We start from the raw sequence: 13,821 nt of genomic DNA, 5'->3' as shown, positions 1-13,821 counted from the left end.
GTAAGTATTGATGCATGTATTAGTAACTGGAGGTGCCGGTTTTATAGGTAGTAATTTTATTCATTATATGTTAAAGACCCACCCCAACTATCAAATCGTTAATCTTGATTTACTGACCTATGCCGGCAATTTAGACAATTTGGAGGCGGTTCGAAACCATCCAAACTATCATTTTGTTCATGGGAATATCTGCAATAGCGAACTGATTCATGCTGTCCTTGATCAATTTGCGATTGACACGATTGTTAATTTTGCCGCTGAATCCCACGTTGATCGGAGTATCACCCAACCGGATTTATTTATCAGAACAAATGTGCTTGGCACACAAACCTTGCTTGAAGCAGCAAAAAACAAACACTTGAACAAATACCTGCAAATATCAACCGACGAAGTCTACGGATCCTTAGGACCAACGGGTTATTTCACCGAGAAAACCGCATTAGCACCAAACAGCCCCTACTCTGCGAGCAAGGCTTCAGCAGACATGATCGTCCGTGCTTATTATCAAACGTACGGATTAGCGATTAATATTACACGCTGCTCCAATAACTATGGACCCTACCATTTTCCTGAAAAACTCATTCCCTTAATTATCACGAATGCTCTAGAAGATCGAGAATTGCCCGTCTACGGTGATGGGAAAAATGTGCGTGATTGGCTCTATGTTGCCGATCACTGTGCAGCAATTGATCAAGTCTTACATCAAGGAAAGCCCGGTGAAATCTATAATATTGGTGGTCATAATGAAATCTGCAATATTGATCTTGTCAAACGCATTCTCGATAAGTTGAACAAGCCGCATTGCCTGATTAAATATGTTTCCGATCGCCCGGGACATGACCGGCGCTACGCAATTGACGCAACAAAGATAGAAAAAGAACTTGCTTGGAAGCCAAAATATAACTTTGAAACAGGAATTAACGAAACCATTCAGTGGTATCTGACTCATAAAGAATGGTGGCATAAACTAAAAACTGGAGCATACATGAATTTCTACAAAAAACAATACGGTAGAAGTATTGAGTGACTCGGGATTAAACAATATTTATTTGATCATACACCATGAAAAAGAGGTGTTTCCTATTGGGACATCCATTAGTGTCTGTGATGATCTTAACCTATAATAATTCTAATTATTTGGAGCAATGCATCGATTCCGTCCTCCACCAAAATTATCCAACTATCGAGATCATCATAAGTGATGATTGCTCGAAAACGTTTAATAAAACCGCTTTTGAATCTTATATAGAAAAAAACAAACATGGGAACATCGTCAATTATCAAGTGATGCAAAATGAGGCAAATCTCGGCATTGTAAAAAATTCGAATCACACACTAAAAAGATGTAAAGGAGACTTTATTGTCCCCTTAGATTGTGATGATTGTTTCTACGACGAACAGGTCATTCGTTTATTAGTGGCTGAATTTCAAAAAACAGATGCTACGATTATTACCGGCTATATGGACGAATATGACCAAAGTTTGAGAACATTTTTACGCCGATCCCCAGAAAAGAGAAAATTGATATTTTTCAATAATATGGATCAACTTTTCGAGGAATTGTGTAGAAGAAATTTCATAGCTGGCGCTTGCACCTCATATAGTCGGAAATTAATTGACAAATATGGATTTTTAGATGAAAATTACAAAGTTTTGGATGATTACCCGTTGTACTTAAAATTAGCGCGATCCGGCGAGCGCATTCATTTCATCAATCGTACGATCATAAAATACAGACTAGGCGGGATCAGCACCGGTAAAGCAAAGAATCCACTGTTAGAAGCAGACATTAACCGAGTCCTCTCACAGGAGATATTGCCCTTCAAAGAAAAAATAAGCACGCATTTATACCGAGAAAAGATGTTTGACTACCGTAGACGAACGGAGAAAAAGCTTCGTCTGTTCCTGATTAGCTGGATCTATCTTGACGTCATTGTGGCCAAAATGATGCTCCGAGTGAAAAACCTCCTTAAAAATCTAGTTAAGCGCAAACTTCAAATTTCTAGGAGATGACCGAACGATGAAGGTATCTTTCGTTAGTTTTGGGCCAATGCACAAAGAGCTTGAGAAAGAAATTTTAAATAAGTTTCATGATCTTTACCAAAAAGATTGGTATATCAATGGCCCAGAGGTTAAAAGCTTCGAAAGCGAATTTGCAAACTTTTGTGGTGCAAACTACTGTATTGGCTGTGGGAACGGACTCAGCTCGTTATACTTAATCCTAAGAGGATATGAAATTCATGAAGGAGATGAAGTCATCGTCCCTTCCAACACCTATATTGCGACGGCCCTTGCCGTATCCTATACAGGCGCCAAACCCGTATTTGTTGAGCCGGATATCAAAACCTATTTGATCAACCCTGAGCTCATTGAAGAGAAAATTACAGAGAAAACAAAGGCAATTATTGTCGTTCATTTGTACGGTCAACCTGCGGATATGGATTCAATTAACCAGATTGCCAAAAAATACGGGTTGAAAGTAATCGAGGATGCTGCTCAAGCACATGGTGCCAAATACAAAGGCATCCGGGCAGGAAATCTTGGCGATGCTGCTGGATTCAGCTTTTACCCGAGTAAGAACTTAGGGGCGCTCGGGGATGCAGGAGCCGTGGTCACAAATGATCTGGCATTAGCGACAAAAGTAAAAGCATTAACCAATTATGGATCCGATCGGAAATACCATAATATTTATCAAGGCATTAATTCCAGGCTCGACGAGATTCAGGCAGGTTTTTTAAGGATAAAACTGCGCCATTTAGATCAGTGGAATAAGCAGAGACAAATGATTGCTGAAAGATACCTCACGCAAATTACTCAGACTCAAATCATAAAGCCATCAATCAACCAGGATTCTGAGCCTATTTGGCACGTTTTTGCTGTTCGAACCAAGAAAAGGCAGGATTTCCAGAAGTACTTAGAAGAAAACGGAATCCAGACCGTGATTCACTATCCAATCCCCATTCACCTTCAGGAAGCCTATAAGGATTTAAACATGAGTCGCGGGCAGTTGCCAATTGCCGAACAAATTGCCGATGAAGAAATCAGTCTCCCGATGTGGTATGGGATGACTGATGAGGAAATAAGCTATGTGATTGAGACAACAAATGGATGGAAACCAAACGCCCTTTGAAAAAGAACACCGATCAACATTTTTCGCACAGCTAAAAGGAAAGCTTAAAAGAAAGCAGCGTGTTCAAAAATGAAGATTGCCTACTTAGTGATTGCCCATAATCATTTTGATCATCTAAAGCGGTTAATCCGAGCGATTCAAACCAAGGATACGTACTTTTTTATTCATATTGATCGGAAAGCACCCACGGTATCCTTTGATGAATTTTATCATGTCCAAGTAATTCCGCAGCATTATGCCATCAACTGGGGCGGGTTCAGCATGGTGGAAGCGACTATTGAACTGTTAAAAGCCGCTTTCCATTTTGAACGTTTTGATCGCTTTGTACTCTTAAGCGGCGTGGACTACCCAATAAAAAGCAATGCCTATATTGAAGAATTGTTTGAGAAAAATCAAGCAATAAATTTTATCGAAGCTGAACCCATGCCTACGCTCAATAAGACTTTTGATCGCTTGTTTTGTTATCGCCTCGAATGTGATCGAGACGTGACGCTACAATCCTTACCAGCTAAGGCAACAAACCGGTTGGTTCGTATTTCCGGAATCCGAAGGGCTTATCCCCAAACGCACCAAGATTATCGGCCCTATGCCGGCAGTCAATGGTGGGCATTCAATAATGCATTTGTTGACTATCTGTTAAGCTTTTTATCTACGAATGATGAATGGGTCTCATTCTTTAAACATACATTCGTCCCGGATGAAATGTTTTTTCAAACGATCATAATGAACTCCCCTTTCGCACATACGGTCCGGAATACGCTAACCTATACCGATTGGGAATCTGGTCCTCCCTACCCCTCGATTATTCAAAGCATGCATCTACGACAATTCAAAAATGAATTTATTTATGGCAATCACAAGTTAGCCATTTATTGCTTCGCACGAAAATTCAATGATGAATCATCAAAAATCATCGATGAAATTGAAAAATTCAGGAACGTATATTGATTGAAGCGGACATCGCAATGTCCGCTTTTTTTGTAATAATAAACAAATATGATTTTGTGTGGAAAATACAGTGTAACGCGCTTGCATCTTGTGAGAGCACCGTGTTAGAGCCGCGCAGATTCTAGTTGTCTAATGAGACGCGCGGCGTGTATCTTATACTTATTTCCTCTGAAATCGTATACATTCTTAACGCATAAAAAAAATTGGCACCGGCACTTTTTTTCTATCAGGACCCTTCACCCTATTTGTCACCTGCTCCTGTATTTCTGTAACACCTTTCCAATTTCATGATAAACCATACCGTCATGTTTCATCGTTTCAATAAGCGCGATGCTTGCAAAGTAAACGACACAGCCAAGTGCTACTTGAACACCAGTCGTTAGGATTGACGCCCCCATCATACGCCCGATCATTTGAAGCAATAGAAACATCACGGTGCCTGCCCCTAAATAATACATCGTTTTTGGAACAATATGTTTGAATGGAATAAGTGCCCGGACATAATAAAGCTGCACGAGTGTCACCACGACCTCCGCAGCAAGCGTCGCGAAACTTGCACCAATCGATCCAAATGGCTTTATGAGTAACAGATTCGCTCCAAAATTGACAATTGCTCCCGCATAGACCGAAGCCGTATAGGCCTTCATCTTTCCAAGCGGAAGCAGATACTGCGTGCCAAAAACGCCGCTCCAAGCCATGAGTACAATTGTCGGCGCAAGGATAATCAAGACAACAATGCTTTTTAAAAAGTGCTCGCCCATATACCAAGGAATAAATTCTTTGGCAATAGCCGCAACACCGAACATCAGCGGAATCGCTAAAAGTGTGGAGAAATCCAGTGATTTAAGAAGATACTCCTTCGCTTTCTCAATCTTTCCGACAGCGAATGTATGCGCCATTCTGGGAAGCATGACCGTTCCAAGCGACGTCACCACGGATAAAGCCATCATTCTAATTTTATCTGCATAGTCAAAAATGCCAACCTCACTATTATTGGCCACAATGCCGATCATTGTTTTGTTCAGAACGAAATAGACCTGAAGCGCAATGCCTGGAATAAAATAGATCATCGATGGTTTTAAATGCGTCATGATCTGACGAAAGGAAACCCTAACGATCATGATTCGCCCTTTAAGGTAAACCCACATAATTAGCGAACTTAGAAAAACAGAAAGACACATAATTACTGTATAAACCGGTAAATCCGATGGCTGTTTCACCAATATGAAAATCGCTGCTAAAGAAAGTAGCTTAATGATAATATTCCGCGTGACAATTTTTTTGAATAGTTCGATGCCGAAAAAAAACCAGGAGCAATCAAAAACGGTTCCAAGTAGACTAATTGTCTGAATCAAGGCAATTGACCGGTCCTGCTGAATGAAGAAAATGGCAGTGATTATATAAACGATCAATGAAGTCATCGTAAGCATCAGCTGCAGAAAATAGAGGCTGAAAAAGTTCTCACTCATCTTTCGCTTATCATCCCTGGACATGGCAATCAGCTTATTTCCATAAGTATCAATGCCAAGGATGCCTAAAAAAGAAAAGTAGGAAACGATCGAAGCTGTATATGCGAAGGTCCCAACGCCATGCGGAAGCAGGACACGCGAAACATAAGGAACAGTGATGAGTGGCAGGATCATGACTAAAACTTGATAGATCAGATTATATAAATAATTTTTTTTAATACTCATTTCAGCGTTCACCCTTAACTCAATATAGTAAACCTGCTCGTACAACGTGTTGCTCGGGCAAGAGAGCATCGCTTAGACAAGTTGATGTTCATAAATCAAGTCAGGCGTCTTAATAACTTCACAAACTGGCCCGTCTGACACTCTAGGTCAAAACCGCTTGACTTTAATTCCTCTGTCGTATCCTTATGCTCTGATATATCGGATAGAACGATTTCCACCCAGTATGCGATCGGTTTTTTCAAGGAACAAAACTGCACCCGTTCTGTTAGCTTTGTTTCAGTGCTGATCGTATCTGCTAGCACTAAAGGCAAACCGGCAGCCTGTGCTTCTACGGCGGAAACCGGTAACCCCTCGAAATAAGACGGAAGTACAAAAACATCCATCGCCCAGAGCAGTTCAGGAATATTTTCTCGTTTTCCGAGAAACAACACAGCGTGATCCAAACCTAAAACATGGACCTTGTTCTCAATGGCTGATTTTAACTCCCCCTCCCCGATCAAGAGCAACTTCGTCGCATCATTCTGTTGATGAATCGCATAAAAAAGTTCGATAAGGAAGTCATGGTTCTTCTGATCAACAAATCGACCCACGTGACCAATCACTAGATCATTGCTGATATTTAATTGCCTGCGAATCTTTTGCCGTACGTCTTCGCTGAACCTGAATTTCTCACAATCAATCGCATTGTTGATGATGATCACTTTGTTTTGATGCATAAAACGTTTTCCGAAAATCCATGCACCTGCCGCCTTAGAACAGGCAAAACAATATTTAGAAATCCGTCGCACGTAGATGCGATTGATCCAATGCAACAGCTGGGCAGCTCTACTTCGTCCATGGTCCCGCGTATTATGACCATGCGTGATGATCGTATAGTGGTATTTTTTCGCTAATAAAAAAGGCACCACGTTATAAAAACCACAGGACTGGAAATAGAGTATCTTGTGGCTGATGCGCAATGCTTTTAGTTGCTTGTTTAATTCTTTCATTGATTGGAGCAGATGCTTGGCTTGTGAAGTAATTTTATACACTTTTCCGCCTAGTTGATTGACTTCGCGCTCGGCATAGAAAAAATTCCCGCCATGCGGAATAATATCAAAAACATATTTAGATGAGTCGATCGTTCGGAATAGGTTCATCACGTATTCTTCCATGCCGCCGACAGACGTTCCCAGACCATAAACTAACACGCGTTCCATCCACGAACCGCCTCCCTTTTGTTATTTTCCAAAGACGTACAGGATCGGTTTCTCATTGATTCAAAAAAACTCAATGAATACTCCGGTTTTTCCACCTGTAATAGAGCTTGAATAGAGGCGTGTAAATCAGTGAAAACCATCCCAAAAACAGTAATTGCAAACGCCTTGGAGTCGGCAGTTCAATGAATGATGCAAGTTTTGAATAATTCTTACGGACAAGTTTACGTGTCTCTTTCTGGAAAGCCTTCCATTTCGGTTCGTGCGCATCTGTGCGGAGGAGCAAATCGTAAACACCGACCCTGGCAAAAAGATAACCGGAGAGAGCATACGTTTCAATCGATGGATATTTTTTTCTGACGAGAGTCAACATTTTTTCTGAGGATTCAACCGACCAGAGGTCTATTTCTGTACTGTGGGTCAAACTTCCGCTACGCTGGCGATAATAGTATTTCGGTGTCGCGTCATAAACTATGGTGCGCGCCCGATCCAGTATTGTATAGGTAAGCATATAGTCCTCACAAATGCGCCCTTCAGGGAATCTCAGATGATCGAACAAATGCTTGGCATAGAGCTTATCCCATACACCCACTCCGAAATAACCAATGCTGTTGATTCGTTGGAAAGCTTCCTCACTATTCATAACTAAATAAACATTTTCCTTTTTTTCAGGTCGCCGAATGCTCTTTCCAAAAACCTGGAATTCACTGCAGATCGACAAGTCTGCATGTTCTACCTTGAGATTATTCATGAGCAGTTCATAAGTATCACAATGAATCCAATCATCGCAGTCAACGAATGCTAGATAGTCGCCATTTGCAAGATCCAGGGCAGTATTTCGAGCTGACGAGGCTCCGGCATTTTCTTTATGGATGACGCGAATGCGTGGATCACGTTCTGCCCAATCGTCGCAGATCTCAGGACAGCGATCTGGGGATCCATCATCGACCAAAATGATTTCCAGATTGCGATAAGTCTGCACGACAATACTTTCAATACATTGATCCAGATATTCTTCTGTCTTATACACCGGAACAATCACACTAATTAGTGGTTCCATAGTAAGCACTGCCTCCTTCAATACGTCTCAGTTGTTTCGTCCGATATTTCTTTAATAAAGGACCAATAATAACGATCAAGAGTCATATTTTTTGAGATTAATTGACTTCGCTTCGCCATTCTGCGGCGCAATTCATCATTCGTGACCAATTCACTTAGCGCTCGGACAATGTTATTAACGATATACTCATCTCGAGGTAAGAGCATGGCGCACTCTTCATTTACATATTCTGGAATACCGCCAGATATAGTTGTAATAAGCGGTAATCCAGACGCCATGGCTTCAACCATCGTCAATCCAGCCGGTTCATCCCAAATGGAAGGCAGAACGGCAATATCAGCAATCGCATAAATCGTTGGCATCTCTTTATTGGCTATAAATCCTGTAAATATAACCCTATTTTTCATCGTTTCGCTCATTTGCTTGAGTTGTTCTTCAAACGGGCTCCAAAGATTGCTATCAAAGAAAAGACTACCGACAATCAGTAGTTTTATGTTTGGCGTATCCATTTCTCGGAGCGCCTCGAGCAGCTCTTTTATCCCTTTTTCCGGGGTTAATCTGCCGACAAAAATGAGGACGATATCGTTTGATTCAAGTCCAAATTTTTCGCGCAATTTAACACTGTCTTTTTTACTGATAATGCGAAAAAAACGTTTGGTATCAATTCCGTTATAGACCACATGACGATTTTGCCTCGATATCGTTTGCATAAAGTCCGGCAACGTTTGATTGATATAGTTACTGACTGCTAGAGTCTTGCATCCTTTGATAATCTGTTTGCAACCATAACTTCCGCTGACCACATTATGAATATGAAAATAATAATTGCCCGCGTATTTTTTCGCATTGCCCTTTCTTTTCAGCGTTCTAAACAATGTGGCGCTGTTTTCTAAGACTACTTTGTCAAATTTTTCATCGGCAAGGATTTTCGTTGTCTTACGCAAAATAAAAAACCTACGGAAAATATTGCGGAAAGAGGCAGTGCCTCCTCTCTTTAGCAGCTTTTTGGCAATAAGATAAACGCACTTGTCAAGTGCTTCAATAAACCGACTGGATCGAAGGAAGATAAATCGAGTGTGAGGGTATTGATGGGATTGTTCCTCCGCAATTTTATCGAAAACCCCAATAATCACCAGTTCAAGAAAACGGTATTTTTCGTTTTCTTTCGCCAAATTCTCAACCAGCGCTTCAACCGCCCCGCCTTTAACAGCAGGTACCGGTAACGTGCCCGCGGTCACGATCGCAACTTTCATCCAAAATCCCCCAATACTAGTCTGAGATTTTCGCAATGAAGTCTTTGTAATACTGATCTACGTTCATCCGTTCAGCAGTTTTGCGGCTGGCTTCCGCCATGTTTTGACGCAATACAGCATCAGACAAAACGTCATTTAGCGTAGCTGCAAGTCGATCAACAATCTTTTTATCTCGTGCTAAAAGAACAGCCCCTTCACTGCACGCATACTCCGGAATGCCGCCTGAGACTGTTGTGATTAAGGGTAACCCAGAGGCCATTGATTCGATCACCGTTAACGGAGCCGGATCATTCCACATGGACGGAATCACGGCAACATCTGCCATGCTATAAACGGCCGGCATGTTGGGATAGGCGATATACCCTGTAAAAATGATTCTGCCTTTAAATGGCTCAGCAATCTTCTGCAATTCTTTTTCGTACGCGCTGACCATACCGCTGGCATAAAAATAACCGCCAGCAATCACCAGCTTGGTCTTTGGAAAATTGAGTTTCTTAAAGGCAAGCAGCAATTCTTTAATGCCTTTTTCTTTGTTTAGCCTGCCGGTAAAAAGAATAACGTGCTCGTTCGGCGCGATGCCATAAGTCTGGCGCATAATTGCGGCTTCCCGTTTGCTTTGGCTGCTTCCAAAACGGCTTATATCGGCACAATTCTTCAGAATAGCAAATTTATCCGCAGGCAAACCACCTAAGAACATTTTCAATGTCTGGTTGATATACTGGCTGACGCCCAGCACCTTTCTGCAGCCAAGCATAATTGACCGGCAGCCATAATCATTCGTAACCTCATTATGGAGATGAAAATAATATCTTCCGGCACATTTATGGGCATTATCGTGTTTCTTCAGAACCAGAAATAACGTCGCATGATTTTCAAGAATCACTTTATCGTAATTGTTTTTCTGTAAATTTTTGCTGACCTTTGTGAGATAATGAAGCCGCTGGGCAATATAGCGGTAAGACATGCTTTTTTCTTTTTTCAACAAATGTTTAGCGACAAAATAGATGACTTTGTCGCAAATCCGGATCAGAGCAGGCGGTTTTATGAAGAAGAAAGTTGTTTTTTTTAGTGGGTTTGCCATCTTAACTGCCGCTTCATGATACGTACTGAAGACCGTCAAATGTATCTTCCCATAGTCTTCATTTTTCAGAATAAGGTGATCGAGCAAGGCTTCGACTCCCCCACCTTTTGCCGCAGGAACAGGTTGATAGCCCGATGTCACAATCGCTACATTCATCCGTTCGCCCCCTTCTAATGAATCGGATGCCTCTCGATCGGTTCACTCTTTCCTTGTTCTATTCGTCCTTGTGCCTCAGACTGGGTCAGTAAACCTGCTAAGAAGAAAAAATTCATCAAAGTTGGCGGGAAGTTAAAAGACCCATCGACTATAAAAGCGATGAATACACAGATAAAACCAATGGCTGCCAGTTTGTTTCGTTCAAAGATGGCATAAATGGTGGTGATTAATAGCAGTAGAAAGCCGATGAAACCAAAAATTCCATAATTGAACAACGTCGATACAAGTCCTTCAATGGTCCCGATTTGATCCCAAGGCAAACCAATCAATAGAAATCTAAGGAAACTGAGGCCATCCAATGTATTGGCCTGGGCAAAGGCTAGTTCAAATTGCGACGTTCGACCGGAACCCGTAGGATCGGACAGTGTCTGATGAATATAACGGGTGTAAAGCTGCTGAAGAAATTGATTATCCGCTTGCAATAAATAGATAATTCCGAGTGCACTTAGAAACAGAAGGCATGAACAAAAAAGCACTTGATTTCGATAGTTCAATTTATACTTGACGAGGGCTAATAGAAAAATGAGGAAGAGAATAAATGGAATCATAATGGATCGGGAACCTGACAGAAGCAGGCCGATACATCCGAAAAAAATTGAGACGATCTTGAGCAGCTTGAATCGAGATGAAGAAGGTGTCCATGAGAGAAGAATAGGGATAGCCAGCGCATAAAACAAGCCTGCCCCATTTCCATTTTGGTACGTCGCTGGCATTTTCAGAGCCTCTCCTGAAGATGCCATACCATAGCCAATCGGTTTTTCAGCCAGGTCTTGTCCAAAGGTATACGTCACGCCAGGAATTGCAGTCGTGACAATTCCGGCAATTTTCTCGATCAAAGCATAGACGCCAACAAGAACCATGGATAGCGCAAGAATTTTCAGTGCGAGTTGTGTGTCAAGTGAACGCCCAATTCCTAGCGCGAGCGGTGAAGCGATGACAACCAAAACCATGGTTATTTGAAACGTTGAAAGATGGCTTAGATTAAATAATAATGAAAGCAAAACGGCTGAGACAAAGAGACTATAAGAGAGGGCTAAACCTTTGACTTGTAGAAATCCGGGAATCACCTGTTCGCGGCATTGGCACAGGGCAAACAGGAATAAAAACATCGCAAATGTTAACGGTACACCCAATTGCGCCCCTGCCTTCGGAAAAGAAAAGGTCATGAATTCAAAGATGTAGTTCAGCATATTTTACCCCTGCACCTCCCCCAAAGATAATTACCCTTCTTCACATTTGCGCTTGATCATCTAAATGGGTTTGATGATCCATCGGATGCCCTTTCCCTTCCATTAGTTGCAGATAAACAGCCATTAACTGTTGATTGAATTTTTCGTCCGTATATCTTTCTTGGAAGATGGCGAATCCTTGTTCACCCATCACCTTTAGTCCCTGTTTGCTCACCGTATTCAATATCTGTGTTAATTGCTCCAGATGGTCCAAGTCAAACAAATAGCCGTTGACTCCGTTTTGAACCAATTCTGGAAGATCGCCGCGATTACTGGCAATCACTGGCTTTTTATTTTTCATTGCCTCAATTGCCACCAGTCCGAATCCCTCCCATCGCGAAGGAATAATGACCGCGTCGAATTTCTCATAATAACTATCGATTTGGTTGTGATCAATCCATCCGAGCGAGACGATCGTCTCTGGAATCTTCATCAGAACAGGATCAAGAACATTTTCACCGATTGTGTATAATCGCACATGCTTCAAAGGATTGGACTTAAAAAAATCGATGAGGATGTCGATACCCTTTTGCCGATCAAAACGACCGACGAACAATAAATTTAATTTTGCGGGATCAAGAGTTAACAGTATGTCTTGATTTTTATTAAGACGCTTTTCGATACCATTTGGGATGACTAGCGATTTCTCTGCAGGGAGTTTGTATTTCTGTGATCCAATAAACTCGTGTTGCGAAATATTAATAATGCGATCCGTTTGTTTGGCAAGCACCCGTTCCAGAATTCCGTACAACTTCTTTTTGACGCGTGAGGTTTCCATCAAAAAAGACCAACCATGTGCACAATAGACGATTTTGGGACGTTTCCTCTTAAAAAAGAAACACAGTCGCACAAATAAACCGGCGAAGGAGCTGTGGCTGTGTATGATGTCTGGTTGGATTTGTTTAATTGTTCTGTTAATCTGAATTATCGCCGGAATAAACTTCACTAATTTTCGTTGATAACGGTAGTAGGCGACTTGGACGCCTTCGATGTGGATGCGGTCAGAATTGTACTGACTCATTAACACAACGACACTGCTTATTTCCCTCGCTCCGACCTGATGTTTGAGAATCTCATTCAAATAAGTAGTGATTCCGCCACGGACATACTCGCAAACATGTAAAATTTTCATTGCCATTTGCCCCCACCCTCCAAGAGCTGTATTTGGTTTCCTTACTGATTCACAAGGGCTTAAGAAAAGCGGAGCCGCAACAGATTCCAGGTAGGGGAGAGCGTTCAATAGGCATTCTTTGAATGGAATAAAATGGGTATCGTTTTTAAGATAATTTTGATATCAAGAAGAATTCCTCTCTGGTTGATGTAGGCAAGGTCTAACTGAACCATCGTCTCGAAACCAACACTGCTTCGCCCCGCGACTTGCCAAAGCCCAGTACAACCCGGTTTAACAAGTAAGCGTTGTTTATCACGCTCGGAATATTCTATTACTTCTCTTGGCAGCGGTGGACGCGGACCGACTAAACTCATCTCTCCTTTTAAAACATTCACAAGTTGCGGGAATTCATCAAGACTCGTTTTTCTTAGAAAACGGCCAACACGGGTCACTCTTGGATCATCTCTCATCTTAAACATCGGGCCATGCGTCTCATTCTTATCGAGAAGATCATCTAGTAAGTCCTCAGCATGATGCACCATTGAACGAAATTTGTAAATTTGAAATGGTTTTCCATCCATTCCAACGCGAACTTGTTTAAAAAATATAGATCCCTTCGGATCACTTAACTTTATAAGGAAAGAAATCAATAAAAAAATCGGAAACAATAGGATGAGACCTGCTAGCGCACCACATATATCCATTGCTCTTTTCACGGAAAAATAAAATACATCCTGGTTCGATTTCACATGAAGCTGCCGCACATTGTGTCTACGACGCACAGTGGAAACGACCCTTTTATCTGCTGGCGGCTTTGATAAACCCATAAGACTTGCCTCCTGTAGACAGATAATAATTATCTTTTTAAATAATGCTGGCCCAGTTTATGAGCAACCAGCTTGG

Annotated in this window: 12 protein-coding genes; 4 read left to right on the top strand and 8 right to left on the bottom strand. The window is 41.6% G+C overall.

Annotated features, from left to right (window positions below):
• Positions 1–10: 10 nt before the first annotated feature.
• From rfbB to JOC27_RS02450, 4 genes are all read left to right on the top strand, one after another.
• Positions 11–1,027, top strand: a complete 1,017-nt coding sequence (rfbB, locus tag JOC27_RS02465) for a dTDP-glucose 4,6-dehydratase (RefSeq protein ID WP_205005420.1) — start codon at positions 11–13, stop codon at positions 1,025–1,027.
• 56 nt (positions 1,028–1,083) lie between these two features.
• Positions 1,084–2,013 (top strand): glycosyltransferase, encoded by a 930-nt coding sequence (locus tag JOC27_RS02460; RefSeq protein WP_205005419.1) that lies wholly within the window; start codon positions 1,084–1,086, stop codon positions 2,011–2,013.
• Between the two features lie 7 nt (positions 2,014–2,020).
• A complete protein-coding gene (locus tag JOC27_RS02455; RefSeq protein ID WP_205005418.1) occupies positions 2,021–3,130 on the top strand; it encodes a DegT/DnrJ/EryC1/StrS family aminotransferase in 1,110 nt (369 codons plus the stop codon).
• A 69-nt stretch (positions 3,131–3,199) separates the two neighbouring features.
• The gene (locus JOC27_RS02450) at positions 3,200–4,078 is read left to right on the top strand and encodes a beta-1,6-N-acetylglucosaminyltransferase (protein ID WP_205005417.1); all 879 of its coding nucleotides are present in this window, start codon (positions 3,200–3,202) and stop codon (positions 4,076–4,078) included.
• Between the two features lie 248 nt (positions 4,079–4,326).
• On the opposite strand, the gene JOC27_RS02445 is transcribed toward JOC27_RS02450, so the two are convergent.
• The 8 genes from JOC27_RS02445 to JOC27_RS02410 form a co-directional block, all read right to left on the bottom strand.
• Entirely contained in the window at positions 4,327–5,772 is a 1,446-nt protein-coding gene (locus tag JOC27_RS02445) for a flippase (protein ID WP_205005416.1), read from the bottom strand.
• A gap of 95 nt (positions 5,773–5,867) precedes the next feature.
• Positions 5,868–6,971: a glycosyltransferase gene (locus JOC27_RS02440; RefSeq protein ID WP_205005415.1), complete on the bottom strand. Its 1,104-nt coding sequence runs from the start codon at positions 6,969–6,971 to the stop codon at positions 5,868–5,870.
• 70 nt (positions 6,972–7,041) lie between these two features.
• A complete protein-coding gene (locus JOC27_RS02435; protein ID WP_205005414.1) occupies positions 7,042–8,028 on the bottom strand; it encodes a glycosyltransferase family 2 protein in 987 nt (328 codons plus the stop codon).
• Between the two features lie 17 nt (positions 8,029–8,045).
• Positions 8,046–9,281, bottom strand: coding sequence for a glycosyltransferase family 4 protein (locus tag JOC27_RS02430; protein WP_205005413.1), 1,236 nt, complete (start codon positions 9,279–9,281; stop codon positions 8,046–8,048).
• A gap of 16 nt (positions 9,282–9,297) precedes the next feature.
• A complete protein-coding gene (locus JOC27_RS02425) occupies positions 9,298–10,518 on the bottom strand; it encodes a glycosyltransferase family 4 protein (RefSeq protein ID WP_205005412.1) in 1,221 nt (406 codons plus the stop codon).
• 14 nt (positions 10,519–10,532) lie between these two features.
• Entirely contained in the window at positions 10,533–11,768 is a 1,236-nt protein-coding gene (locus JOC27_RS02420) for an O-antigen ligase family protein (protein WP_239529392.1), read from the bottom strand.
• 40 nt (positions 11,769–11,808) lie between these two features.
• Positions 11,809–12,945 carry a glycosyltransferase gene (locus JOC27_RS02415; protein WP_205005411.1) on the bottom strand — a complete coding sequence of 379 codons (1,137 nt, stop codon included), beginning with the start codon at positions 12,943–12,945 and terminating at the stop codon, positions 11,809–11,811.
• A 98-nt stretch (positions 12,946–13,043) separates the two neighbouring features.
• Entirely contained in the window at positions 13,044–13,745 is a 702-nt protein-coding gene (locus JOC27_RS02410; protein WP_205005410.1) for a sugar transferase, read from the bottom strand.
• Positions 13,746–13,821 lie beyond the last annotated feature (76 nt).

Source organism: Sporolactobacillus spathodeae (genome assembly GCF_016908935.1).
In the GTDB taxonomy this organism is placed as follows: domain Bacteria; phylum Bacillota; class Bacilli; order Bacillales; family Sporolactobacillaceae; genus Sporolactobacillus; species Sporolactobacillus spathodeae.
This window is presented reverse-complemented; position numbering and strand designations above follow the sequence as displayed.

Bases quoted from the DNA above. Each gene is read 5' to 3' on its own strand.
- rfbB (WP_205005420.1), top strand. From the start codon at position 11: ATGCATGTATTAGTAACTGGAGGTGCCGGTTTTATAGGTAGTAATTTT.
- JOC27_RS02455 (WP_205005418.1), top strand. From the start codon at position 2,021: ATGAAGGTATCTTTCGTTAGTTTTGGGCCAATGCACAAAGAGCTTGAG.
- JOC27_RS02450 (WP_205005417.1), top strand. From the start codon at position 3,200: ATGAAGATTGCCTACTTAGTGATTGCCCATAATCATTTTGATCATCTA.
- JOC27_RS02445 (WP_205005416.1), bottom strand. From the start codon at position 5,772: ATGAGTATTAAAAAAAATTATTTATATAATCTGATCTATCAAGTTTTA.
- JOC27_RS02440 (WP_205005415.1), bottom strand. From the start codon at position 6,971: ATGGAACGCGTGTTAGTTTATGGTCTGGGAACGTCTGTCGGCGGCATG.
- JOC27_RS02435 (WP_205005414.1), bottom strand. From the start codon at position 8,028: ATGGAACCACTAATTAGTGTGATTGTTCCGGTGTATAAGACAGAAGAA.
- JOC27_RS02430 (WP_205005413.1), bottom strand. From the start codon at position 9,281: ATGAAAGTTGCGATCGTGACCGCGGGCACGTTACCGGTACCTGCTGTT.
- JOC27_RS02425 (WP_205005412.1), bottom strand. From the start codon at position 10,518: ATGAATGTAGCGATTGTGACATCGGGCTATCAACCTGTTCCTGCGGCA.
- JOC27_RS02420 (WP_239529392.1), bottom strand. From the start codon at position 11,768: ATGCTGAACTACATCTTTGAATTCATGACCTTTTCTTTTCCGAAGGCA.
- JOC27_RS02415 (WP_205005411.1), bottom strand. From the start codon at position 12,945: ATGGCAATGAAAATTTTACATGTTTGCGAGTATGTCCGTGGCGGAATC.
- JOC27_RS02410 (WP_205005410.1), bottom strand. From the start codon at position 13,745: ATGGGTTTATCAAAGCCGCCAGCAGATAAAAGGGTCGTTTCCACTGTG.